The sequence below is a fragment of the Bacillus sp. Leaf49 genome (genome assembly GCF_001426125.1).
Taxonomy (GTDB): Bacteria; Bacillota; Bacilli; order Bacillales; family Bacillaceae; genus Bacillus; species Bacillus altitudinis.
On sequence record NZ_LMRK01000023.1, the window covers coordinates 88641 to 108863 of the forward strand.

Below are 20223 nucleotides of genomic sequence, written 5' to 3' on the forward strand. Positions count from 1 at the left end.
TCCTCCTCTTCAAAAACGCACATTCATCCACCGGCAGCACGCAGGTGGATGAATGGATCAAGCTTATGATAATGTACGTTTTGCTGATTTAACCGTATTGTGTGCAAGCATCGTAATTGTCATTGGACCTACTCCGCCAGGGACTGGTGTGATGTAAGAAGCTTTTTCTTTTGCTGCTTCAAAGTCAACGTCGCCTACAAGTTTCCCTGTTTCTAGACGATTGACTCCTACATCAATGACAATAGCGCCTTCTTTAATTTGGTCAGCTTTAATAAAGTTTGCTCGACCGACGGCAACAACTAAAATGTCCGCTTTTAACGTATGTTCTGAAATGTTCGCCGTTCTTGAATGACAGTAGGTGACAGTTGCATTTTCGTTTAGTAGCAATTGTCCAACTGGTTTGCCGACGATATTGCTTCGTCCTACAACGACCACTTCTTTGCCAGAGAGATCCACACCTGTTTTGTTCAATAATTCAACAATACCTGCTGGTGTGCAAGGGAGGAATGTGTCTTCCCCAAGTAGCATTTTCCCGATATTCAGCGGATGAAAACCATCTACGTCTTTCTCTGGTGAAATTCGTTCAATGACGGCTTTTTCAGAAATATGTTTTGGCAGTGGAAGCTGAACAAGAATTCCGTGGAATTGATCATTCGCATTGTACTGATCAATCATCTTTAGCAATTCCTCTTCTGTTAAAGAAGCATCTAAATGATCAAGCTGGAAATGCATGCCCATGGCTTCTGCTGCTTTTTTCTTCCCGCGTACGTAAGAAAGTGAAGCCGGATCATCACCGATTAGAATAACGGCAAGACCAGGTGTGACTCCTTTTTGTTTTAGCTCTTCTACTTCTTTTGCTAATTGTTCACGCTTTTCTTTTGCTGTTTCTTTCCCATCGATGATTGTTGCTGTCATGTCGAATCCTCCTATTGCTGCTTTAGGTCGTTTTTAATGTTTGAAAGTACACCATTTACAAATTTCGGCGCCTTATCGTCACCGAACAATTTAGCCAGTTCAATGGCTTCATTCATTGAAACACTCAACGGGATATCTTCTTGATATACCATTTCGTACACAGACAGCCTTAAAATGGCTCTGTCTACGTTCGCAATACGATCAAGTTTCCAATTCACAAGATGCTGTGAAATCATGTCATCGAGCTTGTCCTTTTGTTCGAGCACACCGAAAACCAGTTCCTCGAAAAAAGGATCTGATTCTTGTTCATCCAGCGCATGTGTAATGGCCTCTTTCGGATCAATATTGCTGACATCAATTTGAAATAATGTTTGTAGCGCCTTTTCTCTTGCAGTTCTTCTTTTCATTATTTACTCCTTTAACCACTTTATCCGCTTGTCGTTAAGCCATACAGAGATCATAACATATTTTGACCGTAGTCGCACCAAGATCCATGCGAGCTGTGACGAAAAACGAATCACTCCATGCGTGACGTAATCATCATGTGGAATTTTCCCAAAAATGGGCTTTAAAAAACCAAAGAGGCAATGCCTCCTTGGTTTCACTTCAACCCTTTTTACATTTCTTGATCAACTTCAGCTTCAGCTGTTTTTGTATCAAATTGAATGCCAACGACATGAATGTTGATTTCATTAATCGTTAAAGCCGTCATGTTTAAAAGGGTTTGACGGATATTTTCTTGAACAGCAGTGGATACCTTTGGAATGGATAGGCCAAATTCAACCACACAATACACATCAATTGTGATGCCTTCATCAGAGACATCTACTTTCACACCTTTACGGTGATTTTTCTTCCCAAAGCGTTCTGCCACATCAGCAGCGAAGTTGCCGCGCATTTCCGCAATTCCTTCGACCTCTGATGCAGCGATCCCAGCAATGACTTCAATCACTTCTGGCGCAATTTGCACTTTTCCCAATTGATCTTCATCAAGGTTCATTTCAAGCAAATTGTTTTCTGACACGATCATTCACCTCCGAAAGCTGTTATTATTTCATAATTTGATACGTTTCTAAAAACTTCGTATTAAAATTACCGCTCACAAATGTTTCGTGCTCTAGTAATCTGTGGTGGAATGGAATCGTTGTGTAGACTCCTTCAATGACGAACTCTTGCAGCGCACGTTTCATTCTTGCAATTGCTTCTTCTCTCGTTTTACCATATGTGATCACTTTCGCAATCATACTATCGTAATATGGCGGAATCACATAACCAGGATACGCGGCAGAATCAATACGTACTCCTAAACCGCCTGGCGGGAGGTACATTTTAATTTCACCAGCAGAAGGCATGAAGTTTTTCTCAGGGTTCTCTGCATTAATACGACATTCAATCGCCCAGCCTTCGTATACGACATCCTCTTGCGTAAGGGAAAGCTTTTCACCTGAAGCTACTTTGATCTGTTCTTTGATCAAATCAACACCAGTGACCATTTCCGTTACAGGATGCTCTACTTGGATACGTGTATTCATTTCCATGAAGTAAAACTTCTCTTCATTATAATCGTAAATGAATTCAACCGTTCCAGCACCTGTGTATTCAACAGCTTCGGCTGCTTTTACGGCAGCTTCACCCATTTGCTCACGAATATCTGCATTTAGTGCAGGTGATGGCGTTTCTTCCAGAAGCTTTTGCATTCTTCTTTGGATAGAACAATCACGTTCACCTAAGTGAATGGTATTCCCATGCTGATCAGCAAGGACTTGAATTTCAACGTGTCTAAAGTCTTCAATGAATTTCTCCAAATAGACACCTGGGTTCCCGAAGTTTTGTGCTGCTTCCTGCTGCGTAATGGTGACACCGTTAATGAGCTCTTCTTCTGTGCGAGCCACACGGATACCTTTACCACCGCCGCCTGCAGTTGCTTTAATAATGACAGGATACCCAATACCAGCTGCTGTTGAAACAGCATCATCAAGATCTTTTACAATTCCTTGAGAACCAGGGACAATTGGAACACCAGCTTGCTTCATTGTTTCTCTTGCCACATCTTTCGTTCCCATTTTGGAAATTGCTGACGCAGTTGGTCCAACAAAGATGACATTACATTCCTCGCAAAGCTCTGCAAAGTCTGCATTTTCAGCAAGAAAACCATATCCTGGATGGATGGCATCAGTACCTGTTAGTTTTGCCACACTGACAATATTTGTCACATTTAAATAACTATCTTTTGAAGCAGTCGGTCCGATGCAATATGCTTCATCAGCCATTTGAACATGCAGCGCATCACGATCCGCTTCAGAAAATACCGCAACTGTTTCAATTCCAAGCTCTTTACAAGCACGGATGATTCTAACTGCGATTTCTCCTCTGTTTGCAATTAATAGCTTTTTAATCATGATCGTACTCCTTACTCTGCTTTCACTAGAAAGAGGGGTTGTCCGAATTCTACAAGCTGACCGTTTTCAGCTAATACTTCGACGATTTCGCCTTTTACTTCTGCTTCGATTTCATTAAACAGTTTCATCGCTTCAACGATACATACAACTGAGTTTTCCTTCACTTTAGAACCTGTTGTCACATATGGATCTGCTTCTGGTGAAGAAGAAGCGTAAAATGTGCCAACCATTGGGGATGTGATTTTATGCAGGTTTTCAGACGCGGCTCCCTCTTGTGCAGGGGCTTCGGTCTGAGCTGGAGCTTGTGCTTTAGGAGCTTGTTGAGCTGGAGCTACTTGGACAGGAGCCACTGGTGCTTGTGCCGCAACTTGCTGAACGACTTCTTTATTTTTCTTTAACTTGATTTTTGCGCCTTCATTTTCGTACGTAAATTCATCAATTGTTGATTCGTCAATTAATTTAATTAGTTCATGAATCTCTTCAATTTTTAACATGGATTTGCACCCCTATGTATGGATTTATCTTTTTTTATAGGCTAGTACTAAAAGTACATACTATAACCATCTTACAGGAGGATTTCGTTGAATTCAACTATTAATGTGATGAGACACCTCGCGCAAGCACCTGAAAAAGGGCGTCAACCCGCATGAAAAAACGCCCTTTTCAGAAAAGGGCGCTTGTGCATTTTTTATTGATTCGATGGCTCAAAAGTGACGGCTACGTTATCAAGCCCTCTCATTTCTTTTGTGACCAAATCAATAATATCTGCTGCTTGGGACTTTGATTTTTTATCAGAACGAACCGTGATGTTCACTTTATCTCCTTCTGCACTGACGAGCGCATCTTTATACCCTTTTGTTTTGATTAATGTCTCCAGCTGACGCTCTGTTCCTTCGGCCTCACTAAGCGCTGTCATTTGATCATAAGCTTCACTTTTTTCTTGCGCTGTTGCATCATCGCTAGACACGATTTCGTTATACTCTTCACGCTGCTTGCTGCGCTTATCTTCAAGTTCAAGTCTGTAGGTTGTGAAAAGTTCATCGTCGGTCTGCTCTGAAACAGCCTTTCCTTCTTCTCCACTTGTTTCAACATCTTCTTGTTTCGCATTGGTTTCTTTGTCAGTTGATTTCTCTTCTGCGTTCTTTTCGGTTCCTTTATCAGTCCCTTTTTCTGGCTCAGCCTTTTTCTCTTCCATTCCTTTTGATTTTGTATCTTCTACTGTCACAGCATTCTCACCTTGTGGGGACATGATATAGTACACACTTAATACGACAACTAAACTTAGCATCGTTAATAGCCAAACCGTTTGTTTTTTTAACATCATTCCGAATCCTCCTTGATTTTTTTAGGGGCAACAGCCACTCTATGGCTCGGTACATCAAGCACTCGTGTAACCGCTTCAATGATGGTTTTCTTTATTTGAACGTTGTCTACTCCTTGAGCAACAACGAGGACACCTCGAATGTCTGGCTTTTTCGTTTGGACAACAACAGGTGTTTCTTCATTGCCATTTTTAATAATGACAACCTCTTCTTCTTTTGTTTGATCCGTGACACTTCGCACGCCGCCTTCTTTGTCTGTTTCCTCGGTCGTAGTGCTTTTATTGGATTTGTTTTTTTCAAACACTTTTAAAGAAGTTGCGTCTACATTTACCACGATGGAAACATCCTCAACACCAATGATCGTTTCTAAAATCTCTTTCAGCTGATTTTCGTATTCTTGTTCAACATCCTCTATCGAGTTGTTTGACTTACCTGAAGAGGATGGTTTGAACACCGCCTGCTCTTCTGAGGATGTTTTTTTAGACGCAGGAACAGCAGCCTCTTGTTTGCTTGATGGCGGTGACAGAATTTGACTGACTAACATGAATGACACGCCGATGATGAAGACAAGCAGTAAGTAATGGTGCTTCGTTAATTTTGGTTTCCCTTCACCTTTTTCAGGTGCTTGGAACATTGATTTCAGTTTTTGTCTCCAGTCCTTGTTATTCATGATCTGCTGCGTCACCTCCCTCAATGTTGAGCGCAATGTGTTCAGGCCGTGTATTCCATACATCTGCAAGCGTCTCTTTCACCCTCGCCATCTCTTTTGCTGACGTCTCGGCGCTTTCCTCCTTTTGCCTGGAGAGATCAATGTCGACCTTTGCCACCGTTTCTACAGCATCACCTGTGAGCGGGACAAGGACTGCTTTGATGCGAAATTGATCTGCCTCCATATTCTGATCAAGGTGCTCCTCATCTGCCAACACTTCTACGTGTTTCATTTCATAGCTCTCCTTCTCCAGTGGCTCCTTTGCGCTTTTTTCTAGTTGGACAGCCATTTGCTTTAAAATATATGCACGCTGTGAAGCTTGTATTTCTTTTTTTTCTAAATTCATCTGATTTTTTATTTCTTCTGATTGCGCTTGGTCCTTCCCTTTCATGATTTCTGAGAAAATTTGGTCCGGATCTGCCCGGAATAACGCAAAGATCGGATTGAGCATCACGACAATTAACAATAAGCTCACGACCATTTTTGCATACTTCTGCATGCTTGAATTGGGAAGCAAAAGATCAATCACAATCGCAAATAAAATAAATAGGATAATACTTGTGATCCATTCTGTGAGAAAACTCAAATGGTCTCCCCTCCTTACTTCATCATCATGGTGAGGTTGCCAGCTGTGATGATAACGGTAATGCTTAAAAAGAACATAAGCGATACAACAGCTAATGCAGCAAATATATAAAGAACACTTTTTGAAATGACATCAAGGCAGCTAATAATTGGCCCGCCCCCTAAAGGCTGAAGAATCGCAGCGGCCAGTTTATAAATCAGAGCGAGCGACAGCACTTTAATCGCTGGGAAAGCCGCAATTGAAATCAAAATGGCGACGCCTACAAGGCCAACCGTATTTTTCAGCAGCACAGAGGCGCTGATAACGGTATCTGTCGCATCAGTAAACATTCTGCCAAGGACAGGGATGAAATTTCCGGTAATAAACTTGGCTGTACGAAGAGCGATTCCATCAGTGATAGCAGCAGATGCCCCCTGTACAGAAATGACGCCGAGGAATACAGTTAAAAAAACTGCCAGCCCGCCAATGGCCACATTTCTTAACAGCTGGGCAAGCTGGGTCACTTTGTATTGTTCGGTCAATGTACTGACTATGCTCAAGATCGCTGATAAAAAGATGAGCGGAAGAACGACATATTGAATAAAAACACCGCTCGTGTTCATTAAAAACAAAATCACAGGATGAAAGAATCCGGCTGAGACAAGCCCGCCTGATGAGGCAATAAGTGCTAATAAAAGAGGAATAAGAGCAAGAATAAAACTAGTCATCGTTTGAATGGCTTCTGTTGCATAAGAGATCGCAACATGAAAACTGTTTAATGCAATAATGATAAGCACCATATAAACAAGAGCGTATGCAACTTTACTAACAGTGCTTTGTTCAAACGCATTTTGCAAAAGCTGCAAAAGCGAACAAAAGATGGTGAGTAATATAAGTGTGCCTAAGAGCTTTCCATTGGCAATCAGCTCATGAAACAGATAATGAACAAAAGCCTTCAGCCACGTTTGGGGAGACAGCTCTTTATCGCCATCGATCATTTCCTTCACTGTACCTTTTTGGCTTTCAGGCAGAAAGCCGCCATACTCGTCCAATATCGTTTCCCAAAAGTCACTGATAGAATGAAGCTCTAAGGCATCAGCCTGTCCACCCGCAACTTCTTCTGCGACCGGTTCTTCACTTGATAAAGGCACACTTTCTTCTGCACCTGCATACGGAACGATCATCCAAAAGAACATCATAAACCCCAGCACAGCTGTCACCCGTTTCATCATCATCACCTCTTTTCCATCAAGTCATGGACGGGATCATACCTAGGATCGTCTCAATGATGACCGTTAAAATCGGTACCGCCATGACCAAAATAAGAATCTTGCCGCCAAGCTCTATTTTTGAAGCGATGGCGCCTTGTCCAGCATCCTTTGTGAGCTGGGCACCAAATTCTGCAATATAGGCAATGCCAATGATTTTCAAAATGGTTTCAACGTATTTCATATTGACGCCTGCGCTTGCTGCAATTTTTTCAATCATGGAGATAATGGCATAGATTTGATCGATTAAATAAAGGAAAATGACACACCCAGTAAACACAACAAGCATAAAGGCGAAGGTTGGCTTTTGTTCTTTGACGATTAATGCTAGAAAAGTAGCGATTAAACCAAGTCCAACAATTTGAATGATTTCGATTTGTAAGCCCTCCCCTATCCTTGAAATAGAAATACGGCTTTAATCTTCTTAAACAAATCATCCACAATGGTAGCAACCATAAATAAAATGTAGATAAATCCAAGCAGTGTCACCCACTGTGCGTACTCTTTTTTCCCCATTTGATCTAAAATCGTATGGAGAAAAGCCACGACGATACCCACTCCCGCAATTTGGAATATGACGTTTACATCAACGCCCATGCTCTCGACTCCCTTCCTCTCACATCAATAACAGAATCAGTAGTAACCCACTTAGAAAACCAAGACTTCTCACCATTTTTTCATTTTTTGCTTGGGCGACTTCAGCTTCTTTCTCCTCTGATTCCAAATGGCCTAAAGCTAGCTTGATATATTTTTGTTGAGCCGTCACATCATGCTGACCAAGGGTTTCTCCAAAGTGCTTCAGCGCCTCATATTCGCCTTTTTTTAATACGGTTTTTTTCCATACATCCTCTAGACTTTCATTCCATGCATGCCTCGCAGAAAAAGTTCCGACGTTGAGTTTTTCTGCAAATTGTTCAAATAGCCGATTCACAGGCGGTCCTACTTGGGACGCAATTTGGTCAGCGGCTCTAGCTAAAGGAGTTTGACCATACATAATTTCAGCTTCAAGAGATTGGAGTGCAAATCGGAGCTGGCGGATTTGCTTTGGCCGATCACTGTACCGCTTCGCAAACTCGAATCCTCCCCATGTCGTAGCCGCAACAATGAAAATAGCACCAATAAGCTTTAACATACGTCCACTCCCCGCCTCCGCTTCAGCTCTTGTCCCTCTTGGTCAAATATCCGTCCGATCGTGCCAGGCCCTTTTTCTCTATTTAATTCCACATATCGCTCAAACACACGAAGCTGCCATAACGGTTCAAATGATGGCCGTTTAGATAAGTCTTCAAGTGAATACCCATGAGCTGAGACGATAATGGTGACTCCAGCATGGATTGCTTCTAACAGTGCCTGTACATCTTCACTTTTTCCGATTTCATCGACAATGATGACTTCTGGGCTCATGGATCTGATCATCATCATTAATCCTTCAGCCTTTGGGCACGCATCAAGTACATCAATCCGGTGCCCAAAAGAATGCTGCGGCACTCCTCTTATACAACCTGCGATTTCAGATCGTTCATCTACAATCCCTGTTTTTCTAGGAGAAATGGCTGTTGTTCCTGTACTGACAAGACGTGCTAGATCACGCAGCAATGTCGTTTTCCCGGTTTGCGGCGGACCTATAATCAGTGTGTTACACCAATGTTTTTCATATAAATAAGGGAGAAACGGCAAAGCAATTCCGATCTTCTCTTTTGCGATGCGAATATTAAATGAAGAAATATCTCTTAAGCCTTTGACGAATCCATTTTCGACGATCACCTTTCCAGCAAGCCCAACCCGATGTCCGCCAGATATGGTGATATAGCCCTGTTTTAACTCTTCCTCAAGTGTGTACATGCTGTAATTACTGAGCCTGCCTAATAGCTGAGCCGCATCTTCACCTGTTGTATGATAGGAAAGAAAGCGTGGTTTTCCACCTTGCATCAGCTCAATCGGGCGATCGGTGCGAATGCGGATTTCTTCTATTTGCGCCCACTCTGCTTCTTTTAACATGCTGAGTTCTTGTCCAATTGAGTGCGGGAGAATATCCAACAAACTCCGCAACGAATTCCCCTCCTTTTTTTCTTCTCTAAAATGTATGATGTATGCCGTTAATTATGCCAAGCCATTTCACTTATAAATTCCAACAAGAATAAATACGACACCTATGAAAATAAACACAAGCTTCGCATAGGATAACTGCCCTGCAATTTGATAGATTCCAATCGTCATCGTGATAATAAAAATGAGCGGCCCGATGATCGCTAATATACTATTGATGACAACCGCTTTACGCACATCATTTGTCACTAAAATGAGGATGGCGGCCGTCAGTTCAATCGCAGCAGATAAAAACCTCATCCCTGCCATGGCAGCGACTGATGGGTGTATACCCGGGAGAAATTGTTTCATATAGAACCTCCAGCTTTTTTTACACTATATGCTTCACTAGCTAGAAGTAGTCTTGTTTTTCAAAAGGAAGAGAGATGGATGAGAGAATAGAGTAAGGGGTGTCATAACGAGGCGTCCTATTTTTCAAATAAAAAAAGACTGTAAACACGAAGTTTACAGTCTCAGATAGTTGACAAAGGGATAAAATGAACTTGATTTTATCCCTTTGTCTTCTTTTCAGCGTGATAGAAAACCTTTGCAGTCTAGGAAGAACGAGTACTGGCGCGGAGCGAATTTGACATTCGTGAGCACCAGCACGCGTAAACACGAGGTTTACAGTCTCTCTCCGTTCATTACGCTCTTGAAACGTATGAACCGTCAGATGTATTGATCACTAGTTTATCACCTTGGTTCACAAAGAAAGGAACGTTCACGATTAAACCAGTTTCTGTTTTTGCAGGTTTTGATCCACCTGATGTCGTATCACCTTTAATACCAGGCTCTGTTTCTACTACTTCTAGTTCTACAGTGTTTGGAAGTTCTACTCCAAGTGTTTCATCACCGTACATGACGATTTGAACCGACATATTTTCAAGCAAATATTTCAGCTCATCTTTGATTTGCGCTTCGCTTAGTTCAAGTTGTTCGTATGAACTTGTATCCATGAATACATGCTGATCGCCATTTGCATATAAATATTGCATTGTTTTTGTTTCAATTTGAGCTTTCGCTACTTTTTCACCTGCACGGAATGTTTTCTCTTGAATCGCACCTGTACGTAGGTTACGCAGTTTCGAACGGACAAACGCTGCGCCTTTTCCTGGTTTTACGTGTTGGAAATCCACTACACGCCAAATACCGCCGTCCACTTCAATTGTCAGGCCTGTACGAAAATCGTTTACTGAAATCATTTTGTCATCCTCCTACATTTCACCATCATAATATGATAAGTTCTTTCGGTGAGTGGGTCAATCGTTTATTGCCGTCAGCTGTCAGGACAATATCATCCTCAATTCTCACGCCGCCGACATCTGGCAAGTAAATGCCTGGTTCAACTGTCACAACCATTCCCTCTTCTAACACGACATCTGAGCGTGAGGAAAGGCCAGGTGCTTCATGTACTTCCATACCAAGACCATGTCCAGTCGAATGCCCGAAGTATTGACCGTAGCCATACTTTTCAATGATGTCTCGTGTGATGCGATCAGCTTCTTTTCCTGTTAAGCCTGGCTTGATTTTATCCACACCAGCGTTTTCTGCTTCTAATACGATATGATATATTTCCTTTAATTTGTCGCTTGGTGTTCCTACAGCAATGGTTCTTGTCATGTCTGAACAATAGCCTTTATAATAGGCACCGAAATCCAGTGTCACCAAGTCGCCAGATTCAATCACCTTTTCGCTCGCTCTCCCGTGTGGCAGGCTTGAACGAACGCCAGAGGCAACAATCATATCGAATGAAGATCCTTCTGCCCCTTCTTTTCTCATGAAAAATTCAAGCTCGTTCATGACCGCAATTTCTGTCAGGCCCGGCTTGATGTACGTGAGAATATGATCAAAGGCATGATCTGCAATCTTCGCAGCTTCCTCTAATATCTTAATCTCTTCATTAGACTTAATCAAGCGCAACTTTTCAACTGATTCCGAGACTGGAACAAGCTCGATACCGCTTGCTTTCCCCGAGTACTGCTGGTAGGTGGCAAATGTCATATGGTTTTGTTCAAAACCAAGACGTTTCACCCCAAATTCGTTTGCCGTTTGGACAGCAGTTTCCACAATGTTTCCTTTATGTTCAATGATGTCATAGCCCTTTACTTGATCCTTGGCTTGTTCCGTGTAACGAAAATCCGTAATAAAGGCGGCTCGATCCTTTGAAACGATGGCAAGACCGGCTGATCCAGTAAAACTCGTCATATAATGTAAATTAAAGCTGCTTGTAATCACTAAACCATCTATGTCTAATTCGGCCAAAAGTTTTCTTAGTTTTTCAAGTTTCATGATACTGCTCCCCCTTCACTGACTAAATAACGAATCGCCAATTTATATCCTTCTAAACCAAGTCCAACGATTTGACCTTGGCATACTGGAGCAAGAACCGAATGATGGCGGAATTCCTCTCTCTTATGAACATTTGTGATATGTACTTCGATGACAGGTAACGTAATACTTGCAATGGCATCTCTCAGTGCATAGCTATAGTGGGTAAAAGCACCCGGGTTAAACACGACGCCATCGTACTGATCTTCTGCTTCATGGAGCGCATCGACCAAATCTCCCTCGTGATTCGATTGAAAGAACGTCAATTGAATATTTGCTCTTTCTGCAAACTGAAACAAATCCGTTTCTAAATCTGTTAATGTTTTACTTCCATAAACTCCTGGCTCTCTCTTGCCGAGCCTATTTAAGTTGGGCCCATTCAGCACTAGAAAATGAGGCATATGACCACTCCTTCACCCTAATTCACTCTATATCGATGTCTGTTTCTTTTTCCTTAGAAACCTTTCGTTTCCAAAAATAATTTTATCATATGAAAGGTGGATTTACACTTTATTCTGTCTTTTTCCCGAGTGCCCTTGCAAGCTTCTGACTCGTTAATTCATTATATTCAAATGAAATACTGTACCCGACAAACATGCCATATAAAATATATAGGCAAAATGTCGTCACAATGGTGCTTTGCTGCAAATCTTGCACTTGCTTCACATCGGGGAATATAGGATTAAATACATAAAAAACAAGCAGCCACAAAATTGCGCCATAAATCAGTCCCATCCAAAAACCTTTGAGCCGTTTGAGCAGTCCATAATAAATAAAGGCTGCTCCAATAGATAAAATCCCTAAAAGTACAATACTCATAAATGTACCAAGTCCGCCTTTTTTCCATTCACCAAGCACAAATGGCTGCAACAGCATATTTGGACTCACCTCTGAAAAATGAAACATATGGGTCAGAAATCCGATAAAGCCCCAAAAAACTCCGCCGACAAAACCTGTGGCTGCTGCCCTTGCCACCATTGAAGACGTTTGTACTGATTGATTTTTTTCTTCTTGGTTTTTCTTTTCATCACGTTTCATATGAACACCTCCAGCAAGTAGTATGTCCAAAATGTCATGAAAAAAAAGGATTTCCGTGTGAGAGTGTAAAATTTTTATAACAGGGTATACTGGCTAAAAAGAGGTAGATAGAATTCTAGTAGATAATCGACCTGTGAGCTAGTGATTTCCCCTCTTTTCCTGTACAATAAAGGTATAAGGAAATGCATGTAAATTACAGGAAACAGGCAGGTTGATGAAATATGTCCAATCAAACAAAACCTCCAGCATATGGAGGGCAGGCAGTTGTGGAAGGTGTCATGTTCGGAGGTAAAAAGAACTATGTGACAGCGATTCGGCGTAAGGATGAGTCGATTGAGTTTTTAAAGCTTCCCCGGACCTCCAATAAACGAACCGCCTTTCTTAAGAAAATCCCTTTTGTCAGGGGTGTTGCTGCACTTGTTGAAGCAAGCGCAAACGGCAGTAAGCACTTAAACTTCTCCAGCGAGCGCTATGACTTAGATCCTTCTGAAGATCATTCTCTTGAAAAAGAACAAAAAAGCTCGAAATTATCAATGATCTTTGGCATTGCTGTGATCGGAGTTCTCTCTCTTCTTTTTAGTAAATTTGTCTTTACTTTAGTGCCTGTCTTTTTAGCCGAACTTGTGCGTCCGGTGTTTTCTGGAAACTTCGCACAAATTGCAGTGGAAACATTCTTTAAATTGATCCTGTTATTAGGCTATATTTACTTTATTTCCATGACCCCTTTAATTAAAAGGGTATTTCAATATCATGGGGCAGAACATAAAGTCATAAACTGCTATGAACAGAATCTTGACATCACAGTGGAAAATGTCCAAAGCCAATCTCGCCTGCATTATCGATGCGGCAGCAGCTTTATTTTATTCACTGTCATTGTCGGCATGTTCGTCTATTTACTCGTACCGACAGATCCTTTATGGGTGAGAGTTCTGAATCGCTTGGCGCTTATTCCGGTTGTTCTGGGCATTTCATTTGAAGTGCTTCAGCTCACAAACAAACTCCGTGACGTGCCAGTGCTTAAAGTGCTTGGCTATCCTGGCCTTTGGCTGCAATTGCTCACAACAAAAGAACCCTCTGATGATCAAGTCGAGGTAGCCATTGCAAGTTTTAATGAACTTCTTCGTTTAGAGGAAGCATCTGCGAAACAAGCATCAGATTCTGCTCATCAAGTGATCTAGTTTATAAATCCGGTAAATTCTTTCGGAGGTGGACAGTTATGAATCGCCGAGTACATCCTGCTTTTACCATTATTTTCGCTTTAGGTGTTTTGGGATTTGTGTATTTACTCACAACGAATCCAGGCAGACTCTTTACGATGCTGCTATCAGTTGTGATCATTGGAGCGGTTCTATTTTTCTTATTTAGATGGCTGATGAATCGAAGAACTGGAACAGAAGGAAATCTTTATCGTAAAGCAGTCAAACAATCAAAACGTCGCTACCAGCAGCCTAAACCAAAAACGAAAAGCCAGATGAAAAACCGGGTCACTCATTTGCGAAGCGTGCCGACTGACCACAAGTCTAAGCCCGTCCTTCTCAAAAAGAAAAGCCAAACACATTTGACAGTCATTGAAGGCAAGAAAAACAAAAAGAAAAATCGCGCCTTATTTTAAAATGTCCAGCTCTTTAAAAATTGCTCGGCCTTCTGTCTGCCTAGATCGACGAGCACCTTTTTCTTTTCTGTCATCAGCTGAAAATCAGTGGCAATGACGTGTTCTACAGGAATAAAAATAATATGACGTTCGTGTTTTGTGGCAATATGTCTTTCGTCATGAGCACCACGCATCGTTTCAAATAGAGCGCCAAACAGTTCAAACGCATTGCGGATGGAATGTTGAGGGCGTTCTTTTTCGTTTGGGGTTAATGTGACACCGACAAACGGTCTTTTTTTCTCTTCAGCAAAAAGCCAAATCGGAAAGTTGCTGAGCACGCCGCCATCCACGATGGTACAAATTCCTTTTGAAGACCTCAGTTTGACAGGTTCGAAAAAATACGGCAGACTGCAGCTCATCCGAATGGCTCTGGCGACAGAAAACCGTTCTGGATTTAACCCATAGGAAGGAAGGTCATCTGGAAGGACAAGGATTTTGCCATTTGTTAAATCAGAAGCGACGATTTTGAGCGTATCTTTTTTCAGATCACCGAATACGGTGACGCCTTTTCGTTTTAACACGTCTGTCAGCCATTTTTCTAGACGGTCACCTTTGTAAAGGCCAAGACGCCAATAAATAGACACCCACCTGAGCATTTTAAACGGGATGAATTGACACCTTCGATCAAGCAATTGATGCTCATCCATTTCGTCTAACAGCTCCCGAATCTCCTGACTCGTAAAACCCGCTGCGATGAGTGAAGCAATGATCGCTCCCGCACTTGTTCCAGCGAGACGGACAAATTGAAATCCTCTTGCTTCAAGCGCTTCATAGGCGCCTGCAAGTGCTGCACCCTTAATGCCTCCACCTGAGAACACACCATCTATCTTCATCAAGGAGCCCCCTTTTCTGTCACACTATTAATAGTGTAGGAGCATTTGCCTTTCATTAGAACTATATTCAAAAAGGACACCCTTCGCCAGGTGTCCTTTCAGCGTGTAGACAAACCCTCGCATTCGGTGTCAGTCCTGCGCTCCGGTGCTCACGAATGTCAAATTCGCTCCGCTCCGATGCTCGTCCTTCCTAGACTGCAAAGGTTTTCTTTCACGCTGAAAAGAAGACAAAGAGCTAAAATAAAGTACATTTTACCCCTTTGTCAACAATTTAAAAGGACACCCTTCGCCAGGTGTCCTTTTTCTTAAGATTCTTGATTTGTTTGTTCGTTTTTCTTTTGAATCGCTTTCAGCTGAACGGATCGCTCATCGTTTTCTTCAAAGAATTGGACGAGGTCGCCGATGCGGTCAATGCTGTTCCAGCTGAGATGATGCTCAATACCTTCTACATCATCATAAATTTTCTCTTCATCTACACCAATGATTCTTAAAAATTGCTCTAGCAGTTCATGTCTGTATACGAGACGTTTTCCAATTTTTTTGCCTTTCGGGGTTAAAATTAGACCACGATATTTCTCATAAATGAGGTATTCATCTTTATCTAGCTTCTGAACCATTTTTGTTACAGAGGAGGGATGGACAGCGAGGGCTTCTGCAATATCAGATACTCTTGCATATCCTTTTTCTTCTATCAGCATATAAATTTGTTCAATATAATCTTCCATACTAGGTGTAGTCATAAAACCCCTCCAAAATGCACCTTTACTTAATAATCATAACAATTCTACACCATCGCCCATTAAAAAACAAGAAGAGTCCTTCGTCTTAACGCTTGTAATTCCAATCATCTGTGGCGTATTTCGTTTTGGCGAGGTGATGAACAAATGCCAACTCTTCATCTGTCAGCTCATAAGGCACAAGCTCGATATTTAATCCTTTTTCAAACCCTCGTTTAAATGCAACACGCGCATCGTCTATCGTACATGTTCGATCTGAAATTTCATTGATCGCCACCGCTTTGTTTTTAAAGCTGCGCTGCATCCGCTCTCTCACCCGGTCGTTTGGATACAGAAATAAATCAAACAATTTGTCCTCATCAAGATCAATTAAGATCGAGCCATGCTGGAGGATCACACCTTTTTGTCTTGTTTGCGCACTGCCTGCTACTTTTCTGCCTTCTACGACAAGCTCGTACCATGAAGGCGCATCAAAACATACAGACGATCTTGGATTTTTTAAGCTTTCTTTTTCTTTTTCTGTACGAGGAATGGCAAAATACGCATCGAGTCCTAGTTCTTTAAAGCCCTCTAAAATCCCTTCTGAAATGACGCGATATGCCTCTGTCACCGTCGCCGGCATCTCTGGGTGCTCTTCTGACACGATCACACTGTAGGTCAATTCCTGATCATGAAGAACACCGCGACCTCCTGTAGGCCTGCGGACAAATCCAAGACCATAGCGCTCAACCGCTTCCATGTTGATTTCTTTTTCAACATGTTGAAAATATCCAACAGATAATGTCGCTGGATTCCAACCATAAAAACGGATCACAGGCGGGATCAGCTTCTCGCTATGCCAATAAAGCAAGGCTTCGTCCATGGCCATGTTAAAGGCAGGGTCTTGGTTTCCTGTATCAATGAAACACCATTTCTCTTTTTGCATATAAAATCCCTTCTCTTTTACGTAGTCAATGTTAGATAATGGTGGTGACCACCGATTTTCTCTCTTCATCAGTCTATCAAATAGGGAAGGAATTGAAAATAATTCTTACCATTTATGATGACAAGTTTCTTTTGCTTTACTATAATAGTATTTGTCTAAAACGTACCATCAGACAGGTGACTGTGCTGATGCTCAAGAAGGAGTCGAGTCGTATTGCCAATATTCAACTATATCGTCCTCTCACTTTGTGGACTTTTCGTTCTTTATTCCATCGGCAGTTACATTTATCAGCAGCGCATAATGAAAACGCTGACGGAAGCAGAATTTATCAAAGGTTACCGCAAAGCCCAACTCATTGATGTGAGAGAACCAAATGAGTTTGAAGGCGGACATATTTTAGGCGCAAGAAACATTCCCCTTTCACAATTAAAGCAGCGCAAAAATGAAATACGCCCTGACAAGCCTGTTTATCTCTATTGCCAAAATAATTTGAGAAGCGGAAAAGCTGCTCAAACGTTACGTAAAAATGGCTGTCGTGAGATTTATAATTTAAAGGGTGGCTTTAAAAAATGGGGCGGCCGCATTAAAACAAAGAACTAACAAAAAAGACTCTGGGAGCTATTGCCCCCATGAGTCTTTTTATTTTCTTTCAAAAACCAGCACTGGATTCCGTGCAGCCTTTGTTTCATCCATTCGTTTCACAACGGTTGTATGTGGTGCTTCCTGTACGATTTCTGGGTTCTCTTCCGCTTCTTTTGCAATTTGAATCATCGCTTCAATAAATGCATCAAGGGTTTCTTTTGATTCTGTTTCAGTTGGTTCAATCATGATACATTCCTCTACATTTAGCGGGAAGTAAATCGTTGGCGGATGATAGCCAAAATCAAGTAATCGTTTGGCAATATCAAGTGTCCGCACACCTAGTTTCTTTTGACGTTTACCTGAAAGGACAAATTCATGCTTACAGTGGCGGTCAAATGGCAAATCATAATGAGCACATAAGCGGCGCATCATATAGTTTGCATTCAACACCGCATGATCCGTTACAGCCTTTAAGCCGTCTGGTCCCATAGAGCGGATATACGCATACGCTCTGACATTGATGCCAAAGTTGCCATAGAACGGTTTCACACGGCCGATGGATTCTGGACGATCGTAATCAAAGAAATAACGACCTTCTTTCTTCACAAGCACTGGCTTTGGCAAATATGGAATCAAATCCTTTTTCACGCCAACTGGACCTGAACCAGGGCCTCCTCCTCCGTGTGGACCTGTAAAGGTTTTATGAAGATTTAAGTGAACCACATCAAATCCCATATCCCCCGGTCTTGCTCTGCTTAATACAGCATTTAAGTTCGCTCCATCATAATAAAGCTTCCCGCCTGCTCCGTGAACGATTTCAGCCATTTCTAAAATATTTTCTTCAAAAAGGCCGAGTGTATTTGGATTTGTGAGCATGAGAGCCGCTGTTTCTTCGTTGACAACACGGCGCAGGTCGTCTAAATCGACAAGCCCATGTTCATTAGATGCCACCGTAATCGTTTCAAATCCTGCTACTGTTGCAGATGCGGGATTTGTTCCATGAGCAGAATCAGGCACGATGACTTTTGTTCGTTTAAGATCTCCTCTTGCTTCATGGTATGCACGAATCATCATGAGCCCCGTCCATTCGCCATGTGCTCCTGCCGCAGGCTGTAATGTCACGGCGTCCATTCCTGTAATTTCTTCTAAATGGTCACCTAAATCATAAAGTAACTCTAATGCACCTTGCACAGTGTCTGCCTCTTGAAGTGGATGCACATGCGAGAAACCTGCAAGACGTGCCACCTTTTCGTTAATCTTTGGATTATATTTCATCGTACAAGAGCCTAGAGGATAAAAGCCAGAATCGACCCCGTGATTACGCCTAGATAATGCTGTGTAGTGACGCATAATATCCAGTTCAGAAACCTCTGGCAGCTCCGCATCTTCATGGCGGATATACGCTTCATCAAATAAATCTGGGAGCTTCTCCTCAGGTACGTCTAAATCAGGCAGGCTGTAACCAATTCTTCCTTCTTTGGATAATTCAAAAATAAGCGGCTGATCTTGTTTATTCATGACGATCCCCCAATTCCTTGATGAACGTATCAATTTCTTCTTTTGTTCTTAGTTCTGTCACAGCGACGAGCATATGCTGCTGAAGCTCTGGATAATCCCGTTCCAAGTCATATCCACCGATGATTCCTTTTTTAAGCAATCGCTCATTCGCTTCTTTCACAGGTTCATTCAGTTTCAACACAAATTCATTAAAATGAGCGCCCTCTATTTCAGCCTGTAACCCATGTTTTTCTGCCTGCGTCTTGGCATAATGGGCTTTTTGTACGTTTTGATAGGCAATGTCTTTGATACCTGTTTTCCCAAGCGCCGTCATCGCAACAGAAGCGGCTAACGCATTTAATGCTTGGTTTGAACAAATATTTGAAGTCGCTTTGTCTCTTCGGATATGCTGCTCTCGCGCTTGAAGGGTCAGCACAAATCCTCGCACACCGTTCTCGTCTTCTGTTTGCCCGACTAAACGCCCCGGCACTTTCCGCATTAATTTTTTCGTCACAGCGAAATATCCACAATGAGGTCCGCCAAATGCAGCTGGAATGCCAAATGGCTGCGCATCACCAACGACAATATCTGCCCCAAGCTTTCCTGGTGGTGTCAGTAAACCAAGTGCAAGCGGGTTACTTGAGACGATGAATAAACTTTTCCCTTTATGCGCAATCGGTTCAATGTCCTTTAATGGTTCAACAACACCGAAGAAGTTTGGGTATTGTACAAGGACCGCTGCTGTTTCGTCGCAGACGGCTTCTTCTAATGCGGCTAGATCGGTCTGACCTTTTCGCGCAGGTACCTCGACGACTTCAATATGCTGTCCTTTCGCATATGTTTTCAGCACCGCTCTTGATTCAGGATGAACCGTCTCAGAGACCACAATCTTTTTCTTTTTTGTATGTCCTGCTGCCAGCATCGCCGCTTCAGCTAATGCCGTTCCGCCATCATACATCGAGGAGTTGGCAAGATCCATGCCAGTCAGCTCAGCAATCATTGTTTGGAATTCAAAAATTGCCTGCAATTCACCTTGAGAAATTTCAGGCTGATAAGGTGTGTACGCTGTATAAAATTCAGAACGTGAAATCACATGATCGACAATCACAGGCTGGTAATGATCATACACACCAGCACCTAAAAACGAGGCATAGGCCACTGTATCTTTATTTTTTGCAGCAAGACGAGACAATTCCCGCACTAGCTCTGTTTCAGATGCGGCTTCTTTGATGTTGTACGCACCTTTGAATCTGACTTTCTCTGGGATATCTGAGAAAAGCTCATCAATTGACTGAACACCGATGACATCCAGCATTTCTTTTTGATCTTGCTCTGTTTGCGGCAAATACCTGTGCTTCATCCTCTATTC

26 protein-coding genes are annotated in these 20223 nt (G+C 42.2%); 3 read left to right on the forward strand and 23 right to left on the reverse strand.

The window, feature by feature from the left end:
• Window positions 1–63: 63 nt before the first annotated feature.
• The 18 genes from folD to ASG46_RS16565 form a co-directional block, all read right to left on the reverse strand.
• Complete coding sequence (gene folD, locus ASG46_RS16480; protein ID WP_007501171.1) at window positions 64–915, reverse strand: bifunctional methylenetetrahydrofolate dehydrogenase/methenyltetrahydrofolate cyclohydrolase FolD; 852 nt, start codon at window positions 913–915, stop codon at window positions 64–66.
• A gap of 11 nt (window positions 916–926) precedes the next feature.
• Entirely contained in the window at window positions 927–1322 is a 396-nt protein-coding gene (gene nusB, locus ASG46_RS16485) for a transcription antitermination factor NusB (RefSeq protein WP_034661255.1), read from the reverse strand.
• A 209-nt stretch (window positions 1323–1531) separates the two neighbouring features.
• Window positions 1532–1939 (reverse strand): Asp23/Gls24 family envelope stress response protein, encoded by a 408-nt coding sequence (locus ASG46_RS16490; protein ID WP_017357965.1) that lies wholly within the window; start codon window positions 1937–1939, stop codon window positions 1532–1534.
• 25 nt (window positions 1940–1964) lie between these two features.
• The gene (accC, locus tag ASG46_RS16495; RefSeq protein ID WP_056705230.1) at window positions 1965–3314 is read right to left on the reverse strand and encodes an acetyl-CoA carboxylase biotin carboxylase subunit; all 1350 of its coding nucleotides are present in this window, start codon (window positions 3312–3314) and stop codon (window positions 1965–1967) included.
• Window positions 3315–3325: 11 nt separating this feature from the next.
• A complete protein-coding gene (accB, locus tag ASG46_RS16500; RefSeq protein ID WP_056705231.1) occupies window positions 3326–3808 on the reverse strand; it encodes an acetyl-CoA carboxylase biotin carboxyl carrier protein in 483 nt (160 codons plus the stop codon).
• Window positions 3809–4002: 194 nt separating this feature from the next.
• Window positions 4003–4635, reverse strand: a complete 633-nt coding sequence (locus ASG46_RS16505) for a SpoIIIAH-like family protein (protein ID WP_024718861.1) — start codon at window positions 4633–4635, stop codon at window positions 4003–4005.
• Entirely contained in the window at window positions 4635–5270 is a 636-nt protein-coding gene (gene spoIIIAG, locus ASG46_RS16510; protein WP_370529232.1) for a stage III sporulation protein AG, read from the reverse strand. The genes ASG46_RS16505 and spoIIIAG overlap by 1 nt, the downstream gene beginning before the upstream one ends.
• A gap of 28 nt (window positions 5271–5298) precedes the next feature.
• On the reverse strand, window positions 5299–5931 hold the full coding sequence (gene spoIIIAF / locus ASG46_RS16515) for a stage III sporulation protein AF (RefSeq protein ID WP_024718859.1): 633 nt from the start codon (window positions 5929–5931) through the stop codon (window positions 5299–5301).
• A 14-nt stretch (window positions 5932–5945) separates the two neighbouring features.
• Window positions 5946–7139: a stage III sporulation protein AE gene (spoIIIAE, locus tag ASG46_RS16520; protein WP_017357967.1), complete on the reverse strand. Its 1194-nt coding sequence runs from the start codon at window positions 7137–7139 to the stop codon at window positions 5946–5948.
• 19 nt (window positions 7140–7158) lie between these two features.
• Entirely contained in the window at window positions 7159–7572 is a 414-nt protein-coding gene (gene spoIIIAD / locus ASG46_RS16525) for a stage III sporulation protein AD (protein ID WP_087978339.1), read from the reverse strand.
• On the reverse strand, window positions 7569–7775 hold the full coding sequence (spoIIIAC, locus tag ASG46_RS16530) for a stage III sporulation protein AC (RefSeq protein ID WP_003153142.1): 207 nt from the start codon (window positions 7773–7775) through the stop codon (window positions 7569–7571). Before spoIIIAC ends, spoIIIAD begins: the two co-directional genes overlap by 4 nt.
• A 19-nt stretch (window positions 7776–7794) precedes the next feature.
• Complete coding sequence (gene spoIIIAB / locus ASG46_RS16535; RefSeq protein ID WP_007501189.1) at window positions 7795–8310, reverse strand: stage III sporulation protein SpoIIIAB; 516 nt, start codon at window positions 8308–8310, stop codon at window positions 7795–7797.
• Complete coding sequence (gene spoIIIAA / locus ASG46_RS16540) at window positions 8304–9227, reverse strand: stage III sporulation protein AA (RefSeq protein ID WP_041506965.1); 924 nt, start codon at window positions 9225–9227, stop codon at window positions 8304–8306. The genes spoIIIAB and spoIIIAA overlap by 7 nt, the downstream gene beginning before the upstream one ends.
• A gap of 66 nt (window positions 9228–9293) precedes the next feature.
• Window positions 9294–9575 carry a YqhV family protein gene (locus ASG46_RS16545; protein ID WP_017367580.1) on the reverse strand — a complete coding sequence of 94 codons (282 nt, stop codon included), beginning with the start codon at window positions 9573–9575 and terminating at the stop codon, window positions 9294–9296.
• Between the two features lie 332 nt (window positions 9576–9907).
• Entirely contained in the window at window positions 9908–10465 is a 558-nt protein-coding gene (gene efp / locus ASG46_RS16550) for an elongation factor P (RefSeq protein WP_007501192.1), read from the reverse strand.
• Between the two features lie 25 nt (window positions 10466–10490).
• Window positions 10491–11552, reverse strand: a complete 1062-nt coding sequence (locus ASG46_RS16555; protein WP_007501193.1) for a M24 family metallopeptidase — start codon at window positions 11550–11552, stop codon at window positions 10491–10493.
• On the reverse strand, window positions 11549–11992 hold the full coding sequence (gene aroQ, locus ASG46_RS16560) for a type II 3-dehydroquinate dehydratase (RefSeq protein WP_007501195.1): 444 nt from the start codon (window positions 11990–11992) through the stop codon (window positions 11549–11551). The genes ASG46_RS16555 and aroQ overlap by 4 nt, the downstream gene beginning before the upstream one ends.
• Window positions 11993–12101: 109 nt before the next feature.
• A complete protein-coding gene (locus tag ASG46_RS16565; RefSeq protein WP_056705232.1) occupies window positions 12102–12629 on the reverse strand; it encodes a YqhR family membrane protein in 528 nt (175 codons plus the stop codon).
• 221 nt (window positions 12630–12850) lie between these two features.
• On the opposite strand from ASG46_RS16565, the gene ASG46_RS16570 reads away from it, so the two are divergent.
• Together ASG46_RS16570 and ASG46_RS16575 are read left to right on the forward strand one after the other, a co-directional pair.
• Window positions 12851–13807, forward strand: a complete 957-nt coding sequence (locus tag ASG46_RS16570) for a DUF1385 domain-containing protein (RefSeq protein ID WP_039165998.1) — start codon at window positions 12851–12853, stop codon at window positions 13805–13807.
• Between the two features lie 38 nt (window positions 13808–13845).
• On the forward strand, window positions 13846–14241 hold the full coding sequence (locus tag ASG46_RS16575; protein WP_024422959.1) for an SA1362 family protein: 396 nt from the start codon (window positions 13846–13848) through the stop codon (window positions 14239–14241).
• Here the strand turns inward: ASG46_RS16575 and ASG46_RS16580 are convergent.
• The 3 genes from ASG46_RS16580 to ASG46_RS16590 form a co-directional block, all read right to left on the reverse strand.
• A complete protein-coding gene (locus tag ASG46_RS16580; RefSeq protein WP_056705233.1) occupies window positions 14238–15113 on the reverse strand; it encodes a patatin-like phospholipase family protein in 876 nt (291 codons plus the stop codon). The genes ASG46_RS16575 and ASG46_RS16580 overlap by 4 nt on opposite strands.
• Before the next feature lie 305 nt (window positions 15114–15418).
• Window positions 15419–15853 carry a transcriptional regulator MntR gene (gene mntR / locus ASG46_RS16585; protein ID WP_003215946.1) on the reverse strand — a complete coding sequence of 145 codons (435 nt, stop codon included), beginning with the start codon at window positions 15851–15853 and terminating at the stop codon, window positions 15419–15421.
• An 85-nt stretch (window positions 15854–15938) separates the two neighbouring features.
• Window positions 15939–16775, reverse strand: a complete 837-nt coding sequence (locus ASG46_RS16590) for a lipoate--protein ligase family protein (RefSeq protein WP_017357972.1) — start codon at window positions 16773–16775, stop codon at window positions 15939–15941.
• A gap of 219 nt (window positions 16776–16994) precedes the next feature.
• Between ASG46_RS16590 and ASG46_RS16595 the strand changes: the two genes are divergently transcribed.
• On the forward strand, window positions 16995–17375 hold the full coding sequence (locus tag ASG46_RS16595; protein ID WP_024718853.1) for a rhodanese-like domain-containing protein: 381 nt from the start codon (window positions 16995–16997) through the stop codon (window positions 17373–17375).
• Window positions 17376–17414: 39 nt separating this feature from the next.
• Here ASG46_RS16595 and gcvPB read toward each other — a convergent pair whose 3' ends face one another.
• Both gcvPB and gcvPA read right to left on the reverse strand, forming a co-directional pair.
• Window positions 17415–18875: an aminomethyl-transferring glycine dehydrogenase subunit GcvPB gene (gcvPB, locus tag ASG46_RS16600; protein WP_039166001.1), complete on the reverse strand. Its 1461-nt coding sequence runs from the start codon at window positions 18873–18875 to the stop codon at window positions 17415–17417.
• Window positions 18868–20214, reverse strand: a complete 1347-nt coding sequence (gene gcvPA, locus ASG46_RS16605) for an aminomethyl-transferring glycine dehydrogenase subunit GcvPA (RefSeq protein WP_056705238.1) — start codon at window positions 20212–20214, stop codon at window positions 18868–18870. Before gcvPA ends, gcvPB begins: the two co-directional genes overlap by 8 nt.
• Window positions 20215–20223: the final 9 nt, after the last annotated feature.